This is a genomic window from Enterococcus ratti (genome assembly GCF_001886195.1).
GTDB lineage: Bacteria > Bacillota > Bacilli > Lactobacillales > Enterococcaceae > Enterococcus_B > Enterococcus_B ratti.
In genome coordinates, this window is sequence record NZ_JXLB01000004.1 from 40,131 (window position 1) to 61,680 (window position 21,550).

The window sequence follows — 21,550 nt, forward strand, 5'->3', positions numbered from 1 at the left end:
GATAAAAATCCTTCTTTCTTTTTATTTTTATTTTTATTTAATTCATTTCTAAATTTATTTAAAATTTAGAAATGAATAGTGTAAGCGCATATTTTATTTTATTATTTTATCCTATTTTTTGTTATCTTCAAAATTAATAAAGGAGAAGGTTAAAATGTTAACATTGATTTATGAAAAGGCTTCATTTTATAAAATAGAAATAATTAGAATAATTATTGAAAAAGGAGGTTGCACAGTTAAAAATAATATTATCGAAGAATTAGGAATATCCAATGCAACCATTAATAAATATTTAAGCGAATTAAGTAGTGAATTGCCGGAGGATAGATTAATTGTTTCAGATAGTACCCTTATTTTTAACGTAAAAAAGAGCTCTTTGTACGATGTACAAAAGTATTATTTTTCTCAAAGCGTAGTAAAAGATATACTTACGTACTGTTTCTTTTATTCAAATGTTACCTTTGAACGACTAGCTGGTGAATTATATATTAGTCATTCAAAATTATTTAATATTTTAAAGTTTATGGATAAAGAACTAGGACATATTGGCATATCTATTCATAAGAGACCTTATATTAAATTGAAGGGAAGTTTGGAATCGATTATGGTTCTCTATAATTTATATCTACAAACGGAAACATCTCCCTTTAACAAATCTTTTTCTAAGTTAAATATGAATAGCTTAAAAAATACTGTTCTTTATTTTTTAAATTCATATAATTTTAAAATTGAACACTTTTTAGTAGAAAGTTTATGTTTGTGGATGTTGACAGTAAGTGACAGATATTATTTAGAAAAAATTTGTCTTGTTGAAAAAAGTTTAGAATATGACAAATTTATAAATTTAAAAAGCCCGTTACTTAACCGCATTAGAAAATATTTTTCTCCACTGAATGAAAAATATTTTGATGGAAATGGATGTTTGTTGGTTCTTATTTTCTTGGTATTTAATATGACGAGTCTTCATTTTGCAAATGAAGAAGTTGAAAAAACATTTTTTACAAATGAATTAATTGAAGATTATCAATACCAGTCTTTTATTTTAACTATACTCATGAAAGAATCTTATAATATTTCTTCTAACTCACTTGAAGTATTATCTGTAAAAATTGAAGGAAGTATTCATTTTTCTAATCTTTTATATCCTTACTATTATTTTTCTAGATCATTAGTTACACCTAAATTGCATCGTTCTGATTATTTAGCTAAGATAAGAAGATTTTTGGAACAGGATTTTGAAACGATGTTTGATAAAAGTAATTTAAAAAAAGAATGGATTTATGAATTATTAGCTCATGTGATTCTTTCTTTTCAAAAATCTTATGTAGAAAATACAAATTTCAATATAGGGGTTTACTCAATAAGAGGGGGGATTTTTGAAGCACAATATTGTGAAGAAATAAAAAAAGCTATCAACATTGTTCCTTACTATAATTTAAGAGGTCAAAAAGCAGATATATTAATAGTTGATGATATCGAACTATTAAAACATACGACTGATTATGAAAAATACTTAATTATAGGTGATGCAAGATATAAGGATGATAAAGAGAATTTCTTTTCCCTCAATGATTGATAAAGGTAGAATATGTCCGTTTATTTTTTTATTATCGGAAAATATTCTTTTATATCCTGTTAAAATGAAGTGAGTTAATCATTCTAAAAGTTAAAGTGCAGATAGTTTTTTAGTTTAATGAATAAAAGATTGTTTCTTTCGATTAATTGAAAGTATAAATTACTGTGTTTTTATTATTAATTATAGATTATAAAAATAGTAAGGAAAGTTTTATCAATTATGTTAATTATAGGTCAAGTATTAAACGACTAACAATGTTTGTTAGTCGGTAATTCTCTAAGGCATATATAAAAATGATTTGTGCAGCAAAAAATAAGGTAACAAAAGGATATACAAAACCATTCCTGAAAAGGGTAAGTATAGGTGAGAAGTTTGGCAGTACAGCAAGGAGCATAAGTGGTCAAGTATGAGGAATACAAAATAAATCAGTTAGTAACAAGTGATGAAGACGGGGGTATTTATAAAAATAAAGTGATTGATTCTAAATAATGTTTATGTAAAAACAATTATAGCTATTGTTAGTATTGGTGTCTTTTCTAAAGGCATCAATATTTTTTTGTGTTTTGAAAATTGCCTACAAGATAAGCCGTTCAATTGTGTTTCCAACAAGAAATTTAAGAAGGTTTTTAAACTGTTAAGATGAAGTTTCTTTCTTGAATATCCTATCAATAGAAGGTAGTTAAAAGAAAAAAGTAATAGGGGATTGACTGGATATGTAGAGAAAATCCGATTTGATTAGCATATGCAGATAATAAAAATCTTGACTTTGCATCTAAAAAATATCTTTAGAGAAGCTGAATTATGTAATTTTAAATTTGCTGCCTTAAAAAGGTAGTTATCTTCAAATCATAAATGACTTATTGTAGCATGAATTTTAAGTAATTTTTTACATAAAATATTTCGTGAGGGGAGTTATAAGGAGCTCTTCTCTTGAAAGAGCATCATTTAAAGCTAAATCATTTACAAAATTATTTTTTATGAAATAAAAAATAAAATCCACTTAAATTTTATAGTGTTTATACTATAGAAAAATACGTAGGATGAAGGAGGTTTTTATTGATAGAATCATTTTTTGAAAGGAGAGATAGGATGCATTTCAAATTGTGTATAACTAGTATTGCATTTTGTTTAATTTGTATTCCATTGTCGACAGCAGCAGATACTGCACAAGAGGCTTCGACTTCCATAACGGTTACATTTATTCGTCGAATTACTTCAGAGCATTTACCGGGAGGAGGAAATAATCAATGCATGCCCCAAGAAAATACGAAACATATAACGATTATTCCTAAGAAAGAACAAAGCGAATTACCTAAAACGGGTGATGCTGTGAATTATCTAGCGACTAGTCTAGGTTCTAGTGCCTTAACATTTGGCTTATTGGGAATATTAAAACATAGAAAAGAGGACACATATAATGAACAAGCGTAAACTTCTTTGTGTTTTTCTAGTAGGGATGTTGTTGGTAGCGACTGTTTGTTCATCTTCTTCATTTGTTCTGGCAGATGAAGATCCTCGTTTGACACAAGAAGAAATTCAAAAAAGCAAAGAAATGATTGAATCAATGAATCCGCTGAATCAATTGACACAAAGTAGTTTTTCAGGAATTTCGAATGTAGAGGAGCAAACTTCAGAAACTAACTCGGTTAATCCGATTCCTTCAAACAGTACAACTTCATCTACAGATATCAGTAAGATAGAAAAAATGCCAACTTCTGATACGAAAGAGCCGCCTTATTTATTGCCACAAGAAAGTGATTTTCAAGGGGACGATTCTGATACTACTCGGGCATCAAATAATGTCCTTATTGAAGGAAGTTGGTTGACACCTCAGCAAGGAAATATATGGTTAAGTCAATGGGAATACTACACTCGTACTTATAATGGCTACTCAAGTGTATTGCTCAGAAGATACAAAGGTTCTAGTTCCACGGTGGTGATCCCAGGTATTATACCTACTAATAATGGAACCAAAAGGGTAGTAATTAATAGTTTGACTGATACTAGCAATGACTATCTTTTTGCTGATACAAAATCATTGATTCGAAATGTTCGCATTGTGCCAGGCGTATGGAATGATAAAACCTTTAAAGTTGGATGTTTATCCACACAAGGGTGTGCCTTGGCTTTTAGAAATGCGACTAATTTAGAAACTGTTTCTTTAACAGGACTAGACTTTTTTAATAATACTCCATCGGGTGGGAGCAGTCTGCATAAAATAACAGATACTTCCTATATGTTCCAAGGATGTCGTAATTTAACTCGTGTTGAATTTCCTGCAATAGGTGCTAATATCACGAATGCTAGCTATATGTTTCAATCGTGTACATCCCTTAACAATAGTGGACTAATTAATATGGATAAATTTTTTATGGATGATCTTTCTGTAGAGGCATCTCAAAATGCTTTAAATAGGACTCCAGGAATGTTTTATGGATGTAGTTCTTTAACGTCTGTTCCGTCATTACCTACTAAGTGGGTGATAGATATGGAAGACATGTTTTCAGATTGTACTTCTTTAACCAACTTTGATACGACTCAAATTAGATTTCTTACAACTTGTGCAGTGAATCTTCGCCACATGTTTGCAAATTGTCCTAATTTACAAATTGTTGACGTATCGGATGTAGTAACCGATCCTAAGGCTGATACGACTGGAATGTTTGCTTGTCCGACGAAAACTCCTCTTTTGTTGGTCGCACAAAATTGGACTAGTGCTTCCGGAACAAGTGGTGAGGCATTTTATAACTATAACAATCAAGCGGCAAATGATAACCGAGTTCCTTATCCATATCCTATGTTAGATGCTAATGGAGGAATATTTGCTAATAAGTCGTCTCAATTAAGTTATTTTAATCGCTGTACGTATTATACAGATAGTCTGTCAATTAATAATATGAATAGTTTTTTACAAAATAATATTCCTACTAAAGCAGGGACTAATTTTATACGATGGATTCCTAGTGCGAATGTAAGCTCATTATTAGATGCAGCGAAACAAAAAGTTAAATACAATGCTGTTTGGGCGGAAACACCGAATACAGCTTCAGATAATAAAAAGATTAATAGTAGTGGCGCAGTAGGTTTTTCTTATTTGCCTGCCAGTTTCAATATAGCGAATGTTACATTGAATAACAGTGGGTTACAATCTATCCCATTTGGAAAAAATACCTCTTTAAATATAGGCGTGCGAGATCAATCAAATTCAACTAAAAATTGGAAAGTAGATGCACAATTAAGTTGGCGTTCTCCAAATGTTCCAAGTAATGCATATATCCAAATAGGTAATCCCATAAGAGTTACTAAGAATACGAACAATGGAACGTCCCCTTATAATCAAAATACTGACTTAAAACCTGTTAATGGTCCATTAGGAACAGCAAATACCAAAATTACTACTACACCAATTACCATTATCAATAATAATGGATCCACAGTGTTGAATGGTGTATATGATTTTGATTTAGGAAATGTTTCTTTAGTTTTACCGGACTCACAAAGTGTAGCAGTGGGATCGTATTCGGCTACTGTTACTTGGAATCTTGTCATAGCTCCTTAACTTTAAATAAAATGAAAAACTTCTGAATTGATCAAAATTGTTCATTTCAGAAGTTTTTTATGTAAAATCCTATTCGTAGTTGTGGTAAGGGAGAATCATTTATTTATAGATTTAAAAATATCTTTAGGTTCTGAATTAGAAAAAATTTGCTAATAATTAAATCTTCAAATTAAGTGGAGAACTAAAATTAATGCTGGTAAAGGTATACTAAAAAAGATTCATTTGACATTTATGAAAACTGTTAGGTATAGTATAATGCTTTAACGACAAAATACTGAGTAAACATATTGTTTAAAGGCGATTGAAGGATGAAAAAGTTTCTAAATGAACAGCGTATTTAAATATGCAGAAAACTAATTTTTAGTTTAATGCGGGTTAAAATTTTTAAACTTTTAAAAGTTTTTTAAATTATTTTTTGCTTTTTTTACTGTTAAAATTAATCACTTTCTTCTGGTGAGAGAAAAAAATTTCTGTGACTAGCTTTGAGTACTTTTTTTGAAACATTTGTGGTTACATGATACGCTTCAACTAAACAATTGAAAGAGAGGAACATGAATGAGAATCATAATAATTGGAGGTTCTTTTGCGGGAATTTATGCGGCTATTTCTTTGCGAAAAAGTTGTCCAGATAGCGAAATCGTGCTACTTGAAAAACAAGCCAATATTGGGTTTATTCCAAGTGGAATTAATTTATTTTTAAAGGAAAAACTAACTAAAACAAGTCAACTTTACTGGATGTCAACAGAAGAATTGGAAGCGCTATATAATATAGACGTTCAACTGCATACTGAAGTGGTTGCTCTAGGAATTAAAACGAAGAAATTATTTATAAAAGATGGCCGACAGCTTTCATTTGACATTTTAGTAATTGCTACAGGCTCAAGTCAACAATTCAAAAAAGTTATAAATAATACTCACATTTGTTCAGTTAAGGAAATACACTTAAAAGAATCATTGGAACAAAGTCTTAAAAAAGCGAATAAAATTGCTGTTGTTGGCGCAGGACAAGTAGGATTGGAATTGGCAGAGGGATTGTATCAGCAAAAAAAAGAAATCCATTTATATGAAAGCCACAAAACGTTATTGTTTCGTTACTTTGATTCTGAAATGATCGAACCTCTAAAAAAAGAATTGATAAAAAGGAACATTCCTGTGTGGTTAAATGAACAAGTTCAATCGCTTATGGTTGAGGAACAAAAAGCAATAGTCGAAACGGATAAAAGAAGTGAAAAATACGATTTAGTGCTTTTAGCGAACCATACACGTCCAGATTATCGAATGTGGCAAGACCAATTAAAATTAAATGATGACGGCACAATTTGGGTGGATGAGTATTTGCAAACTTCCGTAAAAGATATTTATGCAATTGGCGATGCAATTCAAGTTACCTTTCAACCGACCAAAGAAAAGATGTATGTTTCTTTAGTCAGTAATGCGATACGGACAGCCCAAGTGGTTTCCCAAACGATCAGTGGAACCCCTAAAAAAGATTCCGGCACTTATCGGGCAATCGGAAATTACTGGTTTGGTCATTTTCTAGGAAGTGTGGGATTGACAGAAGAAGAGAGTATTTTTTATCTACAGCCCGTCATTAAAAAGTATTTAGTCACTCAATTATCTGCTACAAAGTGTCAGGAAGCGAAGATTAAGGTGATTTGTAATGAAAAAGGACAATTACTTGGAGTTACAGCTCCATAGTCAAGGAGAACTGTTTTATTTACTCGATCAATTGACGCTTGCAGTAGAAGAGAAATGGACGTTAGAAAAATTACTCGAACACGAGCTATTCTTTCAACCAGAATACCGTATGCCGATACAAATGCTAAAGGCGGTTGATACTATTCATGAAGATTGAACAATTATTAGAAAAAAAAGAACAATTACAAGTAATGATTCTTAGAGAACTGGTTTTACAAGGAGGAGTTGCAGCGGTGAATCAATTAAGAAAACAAATTCATCTTTCTAAATCATCCTTTGATCAATACATGGAAGAAATCTCAATGATTGGTGTGAGAATGGGAAAAAGAGTCGTAATTAAAAGAAATGAATTTCAAGTAATTCTTGAATTGACCGAAGACGTCAGTTTAGAAAAAATTCTTCTTTTTTTAGTTCGGCAAAGTTTGAAATTCAAGTTACTCGTGCACTTGTTGGAACACCATCAAGCATCAATTATTCGTTTAGCAACAGTTTTTCATATCAGTGAGTCCACAGTTTTTCGTAAAATCAAAGAATTAAATCAGCTATTACAAGAGTTTTCTCTGCAAATTAAAAACGGACAACTTTACGGGGAAGAGCTGCAAGTTCGCTATTTTTATTTTGTATTGTTCCAGTTTATTCCTGAATCACATCGTCCGCTTTTCTTAAGACAAACAGCAGACAAATCTCCATTTATTTTAGGGCTAGAACGAGGATTAAAAACAACATTTTCGCCAATTTCGTCGATGAAAGTTACTTGTTGGTTGGGCATTATGCACAAACGTTTATTAAGTGAAAAAACGACTTTCAATACATTAAAAGAAAAGAAATTACTATATCAAAAGGATCAGCTGTATCAAGCGATTTCCCCTATCCTTTCTCTTTATTTGAGTCGTACAGCAGCAGAGTTAAGTGAATACGAACCCCTGATGTTTTATAGTTTTTTTGTCTCATTTGGGGTATTGGATGAAGCTTCTTTTTATCAATACGATTTAACACGAAGCAAGAAATTGCCAACTGCGGTTCTAGATACTTATATTCGTGAAACAATTGTGTGGCATTATCGTCCGAGACGTTTAAACATTCAAGAAGAAAAAGCAGTGGGTTACCAGCTAGCACAAATCAACAATGAATTTTATTTTTTCCAAGGAACAATGATGATTTATGATCAAGAACACTTATTGCACCAGCAAAAAAAGATGTTAGGGCAGTCTCTTAGTCAATTATTGGAACGATTAAGAAAAACTGCCATTACCCAATTACCGTCAAAAAAGTCTCAAGATCCTACTTTAAGTTATTTGATGCTCCAATATGCAAACATTCTCCTGATGATCGATTTTTATATTGCTAAATCAGTGAAGATAGGCATTGATCTTAATTTATCGAATTTCTTTTCATCAATTTTTATTGAAAGAATTAAAGGGAATCAGTGGTATTGAGATTGAAAAGAAGCAAGAAGGAAAAAGCTATGATTTAGTTATTACTTTTAACCAAGAAAAGTCAGAACAAAATTATTATTGTTTATCAGAGTTTGCTTCTAGCTACGATATTGTGAAGCTAAAACAAAAAATTGAACAAGAAAAAAAGAGAAAGAATTGAAAACTGTCAAAAAAAATGAAAAATCACTGTTTTTCTGGCAGTTTTTTTAAAATAAAACAAGGTAAGATATAATTATAGAAAACGCTTGCATAAAATGGAGGAGAGTAGGATGGCAGAAACAAAATATATCATGGCAATTGACCAAGGAACAACTAGTTCTCGTGCAATTATTTTTGATAAAAAAGGGCGACATATTGGCAGTTCACAAAAGGAATTTACCCAATATTTTCCTAAAGAAGGTTGGGTAGAGCACGATGCAAATGAATTGTGGAATTCCGTCCAATCCGTGATTGCTGGAGCTTTTATTGAATCTGGAATTAAGCCCAATCAAATTGCTGGAATCGGCATCACCAACCAACGTGAAACAACAGTCATTTGGGAAAAAGATACGGGGCACCCAATTTATCATGCAGTAGTCTGGCAATCTCGCCAATCTGCACCAATTGCGGACAAATTAAAACAAGATGGGCATCAAGATTTTTTTCATAAAAAAACCGGTCTAGTCATTGATGCTTATTTTTCAGCTACAAAAATTCGTTGGATTTTGGATCATGTCAAAGGGGCACAAGAACGAGCGGAAAGAGGAGAGTTGCTTTTCGGTACGATTGATTCATGGTTAGTTTGGAAATTAACTGATGGACAAGCACATGTAACCGATTATTCAAATGCAAGCCGCACGATGCTGTTTAACATTCATGAATTGGATTGGGATCAAGAAATTCTTGAGTTATTGAATATTCCACGAGTGATGCTACCAAAGCCATCTTCAAACTCAGAAATTTATGGTTATACACAAGGCTATCATTTTTATGGCAGTGAAGTACCCATCTCAGGAATGGCTGGGGACCAGCAAGCCGCTTTATTTGGTCAAATGGCTTTTGAACCGGGAATGGTCAAAAATACTTATGGCACAGGTTCTTTTATCGTGATGAATACTGGAGAAGAAGCACAGTTATCCAAGAATCATTTATTGACGACGATTGGTTATGGAATAAATGGAAAGGTTTACTATGCTCTTGAAGGAAGCATCTTCGTTGCAGGATCTTCCATTCAATGGCTGCGAGATGGTTTGCAGATGTTACAAAAGGCAAGTGACTCAGAAGAAGCAGCAAAACGTTCTGAAAATGTGGACGAAGTCTACGTGGTACCAGCTTTTGTTGGATTAGGGGCTCCTTATTGGGATCAAGCAGCAAGAGGTGCAATGTTTGGATTAACGCGAGGAACAACAAAAGAAGATATTATTAAGGCCACCTTACAAGCTATTGCTTATCAAGTAAGAGACATTATCGATACGATGCAAGCCGATACCGGCATCAGTATTCCTGTGTTAAAAGTAGATGGCGGTGCAGCAAATAATAGCTATTTGATGCAATTTCAAACAGATATCTTAAACATTCCAATTCAACGAGCAGAAAATTTAGAGACAACAGCATTAGGCGCTGCTTTTCTAGCAGGTTTAGCGGTTGGTTTTTGGAAAGATATAGATGAAATTAGAGAATTTTATGAAGCCGGTAAAATATTTGAAACAGAAATGTCAGAAGAACGAAGAGAAAAATTATACAGTGGTTGGAAAAAAGCTGTAGCGGCTACCCAAGCATTTGAGTAAAGGGAGGAAATGAGATGTTTTCAATAAAGACAAGACAAGAGAATATAAAAAAAATGGAACAAGAAACATTGGATTTGTTGATTATTGGTGGAGGAATTACTGGTGCTGGTGTGGCGCTGCAAGCCGCTGCGTCAGGAATCAAAACAGGGTTGATTGAGATGCAGGATTTTGCCGAAGGGACTTCTTCGCGTTCGACAAAGTTAGTTCATGGTGGGATTCGTTACCTTAAGACGTTTGATGTTGAAGTTGTCGCTGATACGGTGAGCGAACGAGCTGTTGTGCAAGGGATTGCTCCTCATATTCCCAAACCGGATCCTATGTTGTTACCGATTTATGATGATGAAGGAGCAACAACATTTGATATGTTTTCAGTCAAAATTGCGATGGATCTTTATGACAAATTAGCGAACGTTATCGGAACAAAATATGAAAATTATACGTTAACGCCAGAAGAAGTATGCGCACGAGAACCACTTTTGAAAAAAGAAGGATTAAAGGGTGCTGGTGTTTATTTGGACTTTCGTAACAACGATTCACGTTTAGTGATTGATAACATCAAAAAAGCAGCAGAAGATGGGGCGTATCTCGTAAATAAAATGAAAGCGATCGGTTTTTTGTACGAAGAAGAGAAAATCATCGGGGTTAAAGCTCGAGATTTACTAACGAATGAAGTAGTGGAAATTAAAGCGAAGCTAGTAATTAATACTAGTGGTCCATGGGTGGATAAGATACGTCGCTTAAATTTCAAACGTGCTGTATCACCGAAGATGCGTCCAACTAAAGGAGTCCATTTAGTAGTAGATGCTAAAAAGCTACCAGTACCGCAACCTACTTATTTTGATACGGGCAAACAAGATGGTCGAATGGTCTTTGCGATTCCTCGAGAAAACAAAACATATTTTGGTACGACAGATACCGACTATCAAGGAGATTATACAAATCCAAAAGTTACGCAAGAAGATGTTGATTATTTATTAGAAGTCATTAACCATCGCTATCCAGATGCGCACATTACACTGGCTGATGTGGAATCGAGTTGGGTCGGCTTACGACCATTATTAATCGGTAATTCAGGCTCAGATTATAATGGCGGAGACAATGGATCAATTTCAGATAAAAGTTTCAGTAAGGTTATTGATACCGTTACACAATACAAGGAAAGTAAAGTCTCACGAGTAGATGTGGAAGATGTATTAAATCATTTAGAAAATAGTCGTGATGAAAAATCTCCATCTGTGATTTCTCGCGGTAGTTCCTTAGAAAGAGAAGAAGATGGTTTATTAACATTATCCGGAGGGAAAATCACTGATTACCGTAAAATGGCAGCAGGAGCATTAAAGTTGATTCGCCAGTTGCTAAAAGAAGAGCATCAAATGACGATAGAGGAAATAGATTCTAAACATTATCCAGTATCTGGTGGAGACTTTGATCCAACTAAACTGGAAGAAACGGTTCAAGAATTGGCAAAATTAGGGGTGGTAGCAGGGTTAGAAGAAGAAGAAGCTCGCTATATTGCTGATTTTTATGGAACGAATGCAAGAAAGATTTTTGCGTTAGCAAAAGAAATGACGCCTTACGAAGGATTAAGTTTGGCTGAATCTGCTCGTTTACGCTATGGTTTAGAAGAAGAAATGGTATTAACGCCGGGAGATTATATTATTCGTCGAACCAATCATTTGCTGTTTGAAAGAGACCGGCTGGATGCAATTAAACAACCGATTATTGAGGCAATGGCGATTTACTTTGCGTGGTCTTCAGAGGAAAAAAAATATCAAGCGGATTATTTAGAAGAATTGATTGCGGAATCAGATTTGCGTGAATTAAAGGGGGAAAATAAATGAATGCAGAAATGACGCAGATTATGGGAGAATTCATTGGAACCATGATTTTGGTTTTACTAGGTGATGGAGTATGTGCAGCCGTTAATTTAAATAAAAGTAAAGCGCAAGCATCCGGATGGATCGTTATTGCGTTTGGTTGGGGCCTAGCTGTTACAATGGCTGCATATATCTCTGGATTTATGGGACCTGCGCATTTAAATCCTGCTGTATCATTAGCCATGGCGATGACAGGTGGCATGAGCTGGCACTTAGTGGTTCCATTTATAATTGCTCAAATGTTCGGTGCAATTGTCGGGGCGATTCTCGTATGGTTAACTTATTTACCACATTGGGGGGTGACAAAAGATCAAGCGGCAATTTTAGGAACGTTTGCGACAGGACCAGCTATTCGCAATTATCCAGCAAACTTTATGACTGAATTGATTGGTACATTTGTTTTAATTTTAGGTTTACTAGCTTTTGGAAAAACTACATTTGCCCAAGGAACGAACATTTTTGCTGTAGGCGGTTTAATTTTAGCTATTGGTCTTTCATTGGGAGGACCCACAGGTTATGCCATTAACCCAGCACGTGATCTTGGTCCGCGTATTGCTCATGCTTTCTTGCCTATTGCAACAAAAGGAAATTCCGATTGGGGGTATTCATGGATTCCCGTTGCAGCACCTATGGTAGGAGCAGTTATAGCGGTGGGTGTCTACATGTTAATGGTTTAAAAGGTGAGCTAATTCTGTCGTAAAAAAACGATTAGCTATTAATAATTTAGATAAAGAAATCATACGTAAAAAGAGGATTATTTAAAGCTATTTTAAAAGGGAAGAGTCAAACGACAAAGCATGTGTTTGTTTGGCTCTTTGATTTATACAAGTGGAATAAGTAAAGAAATGTTTCTAACAGGAGGGGGTGTTTTTATCTATTTCTCTATTAAGATAAATAATGAATTTCTAAAACACAATCAACTAATTTTTTCATAAATCTAAGATAAGAAATTTAGTAAGTAAAAAAGGTCGCTAATTTTGAGTAATCATCAAATTTTATAGACAGTAACTGTATTGACACAAAAAAATAAACTTGCTATAGTTAAGTGAGAAATAAATAAGACCTAGATGAATGAGGTAGCTTGATGAGTGTAGCAGGTATCTAATGTAGTAAGTTGAATAGCCAATAAAGCTGGAAGCTTATTTGGCGTGCTTATAAGATGATACCTGTCAAAATCAAATTATCTTTAAGAAGGATGGGAGACGTCTTATTTAAGGTACTCCCATTCTTTTATTTTTTACTAGGTCTTATTTATTTCAAGGCAGGTATCTCTTCAATTAAAAGGAGAGAATATGAACCCTACAATTTATCATTTACAATTTGATCAAATCAAAAAAGAAGTTAAAGCTCGTGCAATTGGTCAGTATAGTAAAAGACGAATCGAAGAAATGACGTTTTCAACCAATTTGCAAACAGTAAAAAGTCGTCAGGAAGAAACGAAAGAAGCACGTTTTATTTTAGAAAGCCATCAACATGTACCTTTTATGGGATTGACTCGAATTGATTTTTTGACGGAACAGATGAAAAAAGGAATGGTGTTGACGCCTGCTGAGTTAATTGAGTATGCAGATTTTTTAAGAAGTAGTCGAATGATTCGCAAGTTCTTTGAAAAAAATCAGTATCAAACACCATTGTTATTTTCTTATAGTAAGAATATGCCTGAACTTTTGACAGTGGAAGAGTTGATTTATCACCATATTACAAATCAAAAAATCAGTAATGATGCTTCGCGAAATCTGCGTAAAATACGCAAGCAGTTGCAACTAACTGAAAAAGAAATTCAAGATCGTTTAGTGAAATTTTTAAGACATCCGCACAATAAAGAAATGATTCAAGAAGAAATGATTGTTCAAAAAGGTGATCATTATACAATTCCAATTAAAGCAAGTTATAAAAACAGGGTGTCAGGAACGATTATTGAACAATCCAATCGAGGAATGACCGTTTTTATAGAACCGACAGCTGTTGAAAAAGCAAGTGCCAGCTATCAATTGTTAAAAGCTGAAGAAATAGCCGAAGAATACCAAATATTGGCGTTTCTTACAGGAGCTTTAGCAGAAGAGGTGCAAGCAATTGATTTGATTGTTGAGACAGTTACACGCTTGGATATCATTTTTGCTAGAGGAAAATATAGCCGAGATCTTCAAGGTGTGACTCCTGCTATTAACAAATCAGAATACATTAAAATCAATCAAGGAAGGCATCCTTTATTGGTTAAAAATGTTGTACCATTAGATTTTGAGCTTGGTGAAAATTACCGTGGGTTAGTGATTACAGGTGCCAATGCTGGTGGTAAGACCGTCGTATTGAAAACTGTGGGACTGTTGACATTAATGGCGATGTTTGGTTTGCAAGTGCCAGCAGAAAAAGGCACAGAATTAGCAGTTTTTGATGAAGTTTATGTAGATATGGGCGATCAACAAAACCTTGCCAATGCTTTAAGTACTTTTTCCGGGCATATGAAGAATATTGCGGAAATATTGCGGAAAGTAAAAAGACACACGCTTGTTCTGATTGATGAAATTGGAAGTGGAACACAACCCAATGAGGGAGCTGCTTTAGCTGTTGCGATTATGGAAGCAATGTATAGCCAAGGAGCGCTTTTAGTGACAACTACTCACTATAGTGAAGTGAAAAAATATGCTAACGATCATGAAGATTTTATGCCTGCTGCGATGGCATTTGATCGAGAAGCACTTAAGCCGAAGTATTTACTTCAAGTAGGAGCAACAGGAGAAAGTCAAGCACTTTGGATTGCTAAGAAAATGAAGATGTCTTCGATGTTAATTCAACAAGCACAATATTATATTCATCATAAAGACTACCAAATAAAGAAAAAAGAGTTTCCAAAAATAAAAGAAAAGACAAATCGTGTGAATCCAGTACAGTCGTTATTTTCAAAAGGAGATCGTGTATTTTCGACGATTCATCAAAAAGAAAGTCTAATTTATGAAGATACCGGTGATGAAACAGTCAAAATCTATTTAGGAAAAGAATTTTTAACCGTACCTCGTAAGCGCGTAGTACTAAAAACGCGCGCAGAAAAATTATATCCGCAAGATTACGATCTTGATAGTTTATTCACGGATTTTCATATTAGAAAATGGCAAAAAGATATTGCTCGTGGTTCAAAAAAAGCTCACAAACAATTGTTAAAAGAAGCATGTGAACGTAAAGTGAGAAAACAAGTAGACGATAAATCATGCTAATTCATCTAGTCATTGCAGCAATAAAATAAGCTAAATGTTGAACAAGAAAAAGCACAGTAAGGAAGTTAAATAACGTTAATTTGAATTGGTAAAAAAAGATAAGAACAATGCCGAATCTCTTTTTGCTCTTTCGTATGGTACGCTTACCATTTTATTACTACTTTTTTTAAACAATCTTTTTTTCTTGCAGTAATGTTCATAGTAATTTTAGGAGTTACTGATTATTTACATGGGCTAATTACGCACAAATTTAATCAAATGACTGAGTTAGGAAAAATACTTGATCCTGTGACAGATAAACTGAAACAACTTGTATTAATTTTATCACTTTTATGGCATTTCCATCAATTTGGAGGTTATTGACTATTTTTAGTGAAAAAGGGATTTATGCTGTTTGTAAGAATAAACGGGTGAAGAAAAAATGTGAAGTTAAGATGGTTCAAAATAGTGTGGTAAGGTAGCCACGACAATTATTTGCAGCGATATGCTTCTTTATTGTTATTTCCTCAGTTATCAAAAACATGGATTTTATATTTTTTGGAATATCGCAGATTATTAAAATAGCCGATTCACGATAGAAAAAAGAATTAGAAGTGCATCTTATCTAGATCTGAATGCAGTGTAAGCTAAAAAGTATTTCGTCATTAGTACAGGTCTATTTATCAAATTACAACAGAACTGACCTTCCAAATGATTGGATTTTTCATCTGATGATTTTTAAAGGTCAGTTTTTTTATAGAGTAACTTAGCCGATACTTTTTGTCGGCATTCAATAAGAATTAGCTAGTACAACAATCTTTTTTAAACAAAAAGGTTGGATTTGATTTCTTACAATATAGAAGTACAAAAAAATCTGTATTTAAGATAGCAGGGATTCTTTTGCTGTGGTAAATGGCAAGTGTTATTTTAAGAACTATTTTAATTATCTACTGATATTGTTTTGATTTTAACTATTTTCTTCATAGAATACTGTTTGTCTTAAGTTTGTTATTTTTTGATGATCATGTTGATCGCTTGTTTCATTTTTTTTTCCTGTTCTTCAGGACTGTTTTCTGGATGCTCGAAACAATCTTTTAAATTTTCCGCCACGATCATACCCATTACGCGATCAATGCTGGAACGAACGGCACTTAATTGCGTTATAATAGCCATACATTCCTTATTTTCTTCAATCATTTTTTGAATTCCTCGAATTTGTCCTTCTGTACGTTTTAAACGATTGATGATATTTTTTTCATTGATTTCCATAAGAAATCCTCCCTCACTTTTTATTGAGATGATACCCTTTCTAGGTATATTTTGTAAATAGATAAATTATTTTTTAAATTGAATAGTTGACAATTAACCTTTATTTGTGTTGAATATACCCCGACAGGTATTTATAATTTGAAAATAAGGTGGAAATAAAAATGGTTCTATTTCAAACGATCAAATCAATTTCAACAACAGAATTAAAAGGAAAGTTACACGCTTCAATTCAGTTGATTGATGTCAGAACTCCCGCAGAATACCAACAGGGGCATATCAAACAAGCAAAAAATATTCCTTTACAACAGATTATGAGCTTTAAAGGAAAGCAAGAGGAACCCGTGTATTTAATTTGCCAGTCAGGTATGCGTAGTAAGCAAGCGAGCAAAATACTAAAGAAAATGGGTTATGAAGTAATTAATGTACGTGGTGGAATGAATCAATGGATAGAACCAACAATAGGAGGGAAATAAATTACCAAAATGTCTTCCAGCAAATCAAGTAGATGATATGAAGTGATGAATATTTACTGTTTTATATCATCTATCTTGTCTGTACGAATAAAGAGACCAAGCGCAATATCTGTTTAACGTTTGATGAAACTTAAGCCATTTTTAATTCTGCAATTTCATTCGAAGTAATTGAAAACTGTTTTACAGCTGCAAGTCGTTTAGTAACATGATATATTTAATGAATAGCTATCAATTGAGTAGGGCAATCACAGCTCTTTTTAAACACTATTCAGGAGAAAAAGATGTGATTGTGCATGTGAGTTTCTATGATAATGAATCTGAATTTGTTACTTTTGAATCTGGCCAATTTACTTATTTAGGGGGATAGATCCATAGACGTGGAATCTACCTACCGATTCGTGCGAATATTTTTAGAATGAAAGGTCTTGTCGAATCTATATTTTTTGTGTAAACGCAATAATAGTTTCTTTTTTGACTTGTTAATTGCGTCATTTCACAATTCCTCCTATTCTTATAATAAGTATATTATTATAAGAAAATGTCAGTCTCAATGATTTCAAAAATTCACTTTTTCTTTTTGGAGCCTCAACTTGCAGTATTATTTTCGAAGAATTAATTTTTCGTTTTTGCATGTTTGATTTCTTTTCAACAAAAAGTGCAGTTTATTTCAATTTTCGTTTCGTCATTTTTGCTTGCCATTGTTCATGAAGAAAATGAGGAGAGATAATTAGTTTTTAAATGCTGCAAAAAAACTTTCTTTGTAAGCTAAAAATAAATCAGAAAAAGACAACTTTTTATAGGAAAAATAAGGAGTTGTTCTTTTTTATTTTTATAGAATTGAAGCATAGCAGTATTTACATTTTTTAGTCATACCAATTCTTAGCATCTTCTCTTTTTGTAGCGAAGAAAGTTTTAGATGATGCTTTTTCAGTGCGTCTAATATTTTTTTTAAATTACCTTTTACATCATTTTTGGCGAATTATTTAACAGCTTTTTTATAAAGGAAAGAGGTTAATTTATTAAAAAAATGTTAACAAACACCATTTATACATGAACGAAGAAAAAAAGTTATTATAATCAATATCAGTGTATTTGAATGAGTCTTCTTAACTAGCTAGAAAAAAGAATCCATTTATTTTCTAAGGAGGAAGAAAAATGAAGAAGCAGGTAAAAAGAGAAGAAGTGGCGAATCTTTTAATTAAAGATAAGTTTTTTTCTAAGGAAAACTATTGGCTAAAAGTTAAGCAATGGCTAATTGCTATTATTGGCTGGTGTGGTGTAATTTTTCCTTTTGTATGGGTAGAAAAATCCTTCCATGCTTCCATGGAAGGAAAAGGATTTCAGTGGCATTCATTTCCAGAAGCTCGAAGAACTTTTTATTTTTTGTTGTTCTTTTTAGCAGTAGCATTTATAGTGTTTGTTTTACTATTTTTATTGATGACACGTTGGAATAATCGTCGTTATAAAGAGACGTTAATCAGTGAAAAAATGTATGACGAACAAAAATTAGAAAAGCGTCGGGAAATCTTAGAAGTTGAATTTACTCGGCGTTTTGGATCAAAAGAAGAACGAGAAACTATTTGTTATTATGTAGTATCAAAAGAGCAAAACTTTGAGAAGGATTTAATTGAAAATCTCTATAAACAAGAAGGAGTCGAAATATAATGGAAAGAATGGTCCATACGGGAAATGAGCTCTTTGATTTTGTCCTGACGATGAGCTATTTCTTATTGATCTCTTACCCTATTCTGGGAAGTTTTGCTTGGTTTATTGGGGTATTATGCTACGATTTTTTATTTAAATATAAACATATTGAGTGGGCAGAGATTCCAACAGCTATCGAACCTTTTATTACGATCATGGTGCCTGCACATAATGAAGAAGTAGTTATTGAAGAAACGATTACTTATTTAATGACTAAAATCAACTATGGAAATTATGAAGTATTAGTCACAGATGATGGTTCAACGGATCGAACACCGGAAATATTGGAGCGTTTAAGAAAGAAATACGCCAATTTACGTGTTGTACGAATTGAGAAAAATAAAGGAAAAGCTCATGCATTTGATATTGGTATGGCTTTTGCAAAAGGAAAATTGATCTTAAGCAATGATGCAGATACAGTTCCCGAGCCGGATGCTTTGTCACGCTACGTCAATTATTTTATTCGCCCAGGAGGAAGAAATATTTCAGCTGTTACAGCAAACATGGATGTAAAAAATCGTACCTCCATTCTTGGAAAATCACAAACGGTTGAATTTTCTAGTATTGTCGGCATCATTAAGCGAACACAGTCAGCTGTTTTTGGTGGACTTTATGCTTACAGCGGTGCCAACACCATGTATCGAAAAGACGCATTAATCGACGTTGGAGGCTCTCGTCAAGATCGCGCAACAGAAGACATAAGTATTGCTTGGGATCATCAATTAAATGGCTGGATTTCTGTCTTTGCACCGACAATTATCTTCTTTATGGAAGTTCCTGTAAGTTTACGCATGCTTTACCGTCAGAGAAAACGTTGGGCTAAAGGGGGAACAGAAGTATGGCTAACAAATTTTAAAAAAGTCCTTTTTCATCCTTTTGAAAACTTAGGTAGGACGATGATGTTTATTGATCAAACATTTAGTATCCTTTGGTCGCTTTTCTTTTGTCTCTCATTTCTTGTGTTTATTATTTTAATAGGAAGCTATCTTTATCAAGGAAATGTTGAACAAGTTTATAAAACTTTAACGATCAGTTTTATTTTTATTTGTTTTGAAATGATTTCAGGCATCTTTCAATTGGTTGCTTCTTTGTTGGTAGATGATCAGGGTCGAAAATTAAAGTATCTTTTATTTGCGCCTTTATATATGTTGTTATTTTGGATGGTCAATGCCGTTACCATTTTGACTACTTTTATTCCAGCTATAAAAACGATTTTGGGGTACGGCAGTGGGACATGGAAAAGTCCAGAACGAAAAAGCGAATAGTTCTAATGTGAGAAGGCAAGCTACTTGCCGTTTATAAAAAAAGAAATTGGAACAATGATCAGAAGAACAGCTGATTGTTGTTCTATTTTTTTATTTGCTTTTAGAGTATACTTGAATGATTTATATAGAAAAAATTTCTTTTTTATACAATTTTTTTCATGTATGATTATTTTAACTATAAATAACTGAGTAGATTTCCATGTCTATTGTTTAATAGAAAAAAGGGTACACATGGAGCAACGCTCGATAAGTAGTATCTATTTGAGTAATTGACTTGGACATTTACTGTTTATTTTAAGGAGTGATTTTTATATACCATGAATTTAAAAATGGGAAAACCATTGTAGTTATAGGCGATATTATATTAGACCATTATATAAAAAATAACAAATCTCACTTTTATTTGGGGGGAGCTGCTAACGTAGCAGTAAATATAGCAAATACTAAAACAAATGTTTATTTAATCGGGTTATTAGGAAATGATAGAAGAGGACATCTTATTTTAAAAAAACTTATAAAACAAAAGATAAACACGTCACTAGTTATTCAAGAAAGGATATACAAAACAAATTATAAAAAAAGAAACATTACTAAATCAGGAGAAATTTCGTTACTATCGAGTATTGATAATGCTGTTAAAATTAGCTTCGATCATTGGAATTTTATTATTGAAGAAGTTATTAAAATAATGGACAGAGTAGATTTATTTGTAGTTTCAGATTATCAAAAAGGCATGATAGATAAAAATATCTGGAAAAAACTAATAGAATTAGCAGATAGGCATAACAAAAGAGTAATTGTAGATAGTAAAAGTGAGTTGTCTATATTTAAAAATGCTTACTTGATAAAACCTAACTTGAATGAACTTCAAAATTATTGTGCACGTCAAATAATTTCTGAAGTGGATATCTATGAAGCTTCCCATAAACTAATGGAGGTGACAAAGAGTAAGGTCATTTTAACTACTTGTGGTAAGTCAGGGATGCACTGGTTTAATAAAACTGGTAAAAGTTTATTTAAAAAAGCAGATACAAAAAAGTGTATAAATGATTTAGGTGCAGGTGATACGGTATTATCTTATGTCGCTTTTGGATTAGTGCACTTTTTTTCTGAAGAAAATATTATTAAATTGGCTAATTTAGCAGCTGCGGAACAAGTGAATTCCTTGTTTACTAAAAGAATTTCTTTTGAAAAAGTCATGGAAAAATACTTTTATATGAATAAAAAGATAATAGATAAAAATAATCTATGTTTATTAAGAAATCATCTAAAAAATAAAACCATTGTTTTTACTAATGGCTGTTTTGATTTATTACATGTAGGACATGTTAGACTTTTAAAGTACGCTGCTCAATTAGGAAATATTTTAGTTGTAGGAGTAAATAGTGATTTATCTGTAGCCAAAATAAAAGGAAATGCTAGACCTATTATTAAGTTAAAAGAAAGAATAGAATTATTATCTAGTTTAGAATGTGTTGATTATATTGTTTGTTTTGATGAAATTAAACCAATAGAATTGATAAAAGTATTGAAACCAGATATTTTAGTTAAAGGGCTAGACTATTTAGACAGGGATTTTTCAGGAAAGAAAGAAGTAGAAGAACTTGGCGGTAAAGTTTTTCTCTGCCCTTTTGCTGCTAATGTATCAACTACTGATATAATTAAGAAGATAAACTCATAATTTATAATTGTATTTTATAGTAAAAGAATATTTTTATAGTGGAAAATAATCACACAAG

The 21,550-nt window shown here is 32.7% G+C and carries 13 protein-coding genes and 2 pseudogenes; 14 read left to right on the forward strand and 1 reads right to left on the reverse strand.

Annotation, left to right across the window (positions count from 1 at the left end; translation table 11 throughout):
- Nucleotides 1–154: 154 nt before the first annotated feature.
- The 10 genes and pseudogenes from RV14_RS02650 to RV14_RS12565 all read left to right on the forward strand — a co-directional run bounded on the left by RV14_RS02650 (nucleotide 155) and on the right by RV14_RS12565 (nucleotide 15,484).
- On the forward strand, nucleotides 155–1,576 hold the full coding sequence (locus RV14_RS02650) for a helix-turn-helix domain-containing protein (RefSeq protein ID WP_071854776.1): 1,422 nt from the start codon (nucleotides 155–157) through the stop codon (nucleotides 1,574–1,576).
- Between the two features lie 1,089 nt (nucleotides 1,577–2,665).
- The gene (locus RV14_RS02655) at nucleotides 2,666–3,007 is read left to right on the forward strand and encodes an LPXTG cell wall anchor domain-containing protein (RefSeq protein ID WP_071854777.1); all 342 of its coding nucleotides are present in this window, start codon (nucleotides 2,666–2,668) and stop codon (nucleotides 3,005–3,007) included.
- Entirely contained in the window at nucleotides 2,994–5,135 is a 2,142-nt protein-coding gene (locus RV14_RS02660) for a BspA family leucine-rich repeat surface protein (RefSeq protein ID WP_071854778.1), read from the forward strand. Before RV14_RS02655 ends, RV14_RS02660 begins: the two co-directional genes overlap by 14 nt.
- Nucleotides 5,136–5,690: 555 nt before the next feature.
- A pseudogene (locus tag RV14_RS02665) lies at nucleotides 5,691–6,990 on the forward strand (FAD-dependent oxidoreductase).
- Nucleotides 6,980–8,429, forward strand: a pseudogene (locus RV14_RS02670) (AcpB/EbpR/MafR family transcriptional regulator). Before RV14_RS02665 ends, RV14_RS02670 begins: the two co-directional pseudogenes overlap by 11 nt.
- Before the next feature lie 109 nt (nucleotides 8,430–8,538).
- Nucleotides 8,539–10,035 (forward strand): glycerol kinase GlpK, encoded by a 1,497-nt coding sequence (glpK, locus tag RV14_RS02675; RefSeq protein ID WP_071854779.1) that lies wholly within the window; start codon nucleotides 8,539–8,541, stop codon nucleotides 10,033–10,035.
- 14 nt (nucleotides 10,036–10,049) lie between these two features.
- On the forward strand, nucleotides 10,050–11,876 hold the full coding sequence (gene glpO / locus RV14_RS02680) for a type 1 glycerol-3-phosphate oxidase (protein WP_071854780.1): 1,827 nt from the start codon (nucleotides 10,050–10,052) through the stop codon (nucleotides 11,874–11,876).
- Nucleotides 11,873–12,589 (forward strand): MIP/aquaporin family protein, encoded by a 717-nt coding sequence (locus RV14_RS02685; protein ID WP_071854781.1) that lies wholly within the window; start codon nucleotides 11,873–11,875, stop codon nucleotides 12,587–12,589. The genes glpO and RV14_RS02685 overlap by 4 nt, the downstream gene beginning before the upstream one ends.
- A 615-nt stretch (nucleotides 12,590–13,204) precedes the next feature.
- Nucleotides 13,205–15,121: an endonuclease MutS2 gene (locus RV14_RS02690; RefSeq protein WP_071854782.1), complete on the forward strand. Its 1,917-nt coding sequence runs from the start codon at nucleotides 13,205–13,207 to the stop codon at nucleotides 15,119–15,121.
- A gap of 153 nt (nucleotides 15,122–15,274) precedes the next feature.
- Nucleotides 15,275–15,484 carry a CDP-alcohol phosphatidyltransferase family protein gene (locus RV14_RS12565; protein WP_245785452.1) on the forward strand — a complete coding sequence of 70 codons (210 nt, stop codon included), beginning with the start codon at nucleotides 15,275–15,277 and terminating at the stop codon, nucleotides 15,482–15,484.
- A 624-nt stretch (nucleotides 15,485–16,108) separates the two neighbouring features.
- On the opposite strand, the gene RV14_RS02700 is transcribed toward RV14_RS12565, so the two are convergent.
- Nucleotides 16,109–16,369 (reverse strand): metal-sensitive transcriptional regulator, encoded by a 261-nt coding sequence (locus tag RV14_RS02700; protein ID WP_071854783.1) that lies wholly within the window; start codon nucleotides 16,367–16,369, stop codon nucleotides 16,109–16,111.
- Between the two features lie 161 nt (nucleotides 16,370–16,530).
- Between RV14_RS02700 and RV14_RS02705 the strand changes: the two genes are divergently transcribed.
- From RV14_RS02705 to RV14_RS02720, 4 genes are all read left to right on the forward strand, one after another.
- Nucleotides 16,531–16,842, forward strand: a complete 312-nt coding sequence (locus RV14_RS02705; RefSeq protein WP_071854784.1) for a rhodanese-like domain-containing protein — start codon at nucleotides 16,531–16,533, stop codon at nucleotides 16,840–16,842.
- Nucleotides 16,843–17,997: 1,155 nt separating this feature from the next.
- A complete protein-coding gene (locus RV14_RS02710) occupies nucleotides 17,998–18,507 on the forward strand; it encodes a hypothetical protein (RefSeq protein WP_071854785.1) in 510 nt (169 codons plus the stop codon).
- A complete protein-coding gene (locus RV14_RS02715; RefSeq protein WP_071854786.1) occupies nucleotides 18,507–19,811 on the forward strand; it encodes a glycosyltransferase family 2 protein in 1,305 nt (434 codons plus the stop codon). Before RV14_RS02710 ends, RV14_RS02715 begins: the two co-directional genes overlap by 1 nt.
- 301 nt (nucleotides 19,812–20,112) lie before the next feature.
- Complete coding sequence (locus RV14_RS02720; protein ID WP_071854787.1) at nucleotides 20,113–21,492, forward strand: PfkB family carbohydrate kinase; 1,380 nt, start codon at nucleotides 20,113–20,115, stop codon at nucleotides 21,490–21,492.
- The last annotated feature ends 58 nt before the right edge of the window (nucleotides 21,493–21,550 follow it).

What these genes read in the sequence shown, in the direction of transcription:
- RV14_RS02650 (WP_071854776.1), top strand. Translation starts at nt 155, where the DNA reads ATGTTAACATTGATTTATGAAAAGGCTTCATTTTATAAAATAGAAATA.
- RV14_RS02655 (WP_071854777.1), top strand. Translation starts at nt 2,666, where the DNA reads ATGCATTTCAAATTGTGTATAACTAGTATTGCATTTTGTTTAATTTGT.
- RV14_RS02660 (WP_071854778.1), top strand. Translation starts at nt 2,994, where the DNA reads ATGAACAAGCGTAAACTTCTTTGTGTTTTTCTAGTAGGGATGTTGTTG.
- glpK (WP_071854779.1), top strand. Translation starts at nt 8,539, where the DNA reads ATGGCAGAAACAAAATATATCATGGCAATTGACCAAGGAACAACTAGT.
- glpO (WP_071854780.1), top strand. Translation starts at nt 10,050, where the DNA reads ATGTTTTCAATAAAGACAAGACAAGAGAATATAAAAAAAATGGAACAA.
- RV14_RS02685 (WP_071854781.1), top strand. Translation starts at nt 11,873, where the DNA reads ATGAATGCAGAAATGACGCAGATTATGGGAGAATTCATTGGAACCATG.
- RV14_RS02690 (WP_071854782.1), top strand. Translation starts at nt 13,205, where the DNA reads ATGAACCCTACAATTTATCATTTACAATTTGATCAAATCAAAAAAGAA.
- RV14_RS02700 (WP_071854783.1), bottom strand. Translation starts at nt 16,369, where the DNA reads ATGGAAATCAATGAAAAAAATATCATCAATCGTTTAAAACGTACAGAA.
- RV14_RS02705 (WP_071854784.1), top strand. Translation starts at nt 16,531, where the DNA reads ATGGTTCTATTTCAAACGATCAAATCAATTTCAACAACAGAATTAAAA.
- RV14_RS02710 (WP_071854785.1), top strand. Translation starts at nt 17,998, where the DNA reads ATGAAGAAGCAGGTAAAAAGAGAAGAAGTGGCGAATCTTTTAATTAAA.
- RV14_RS02715 (WP_071854786.1), top strand. Translation starts at nt 18,507, where the DNA reads ATGGAAAGAATGGTCCATACGGGAAATGAGCTCTTTGATTTTGTCCTG.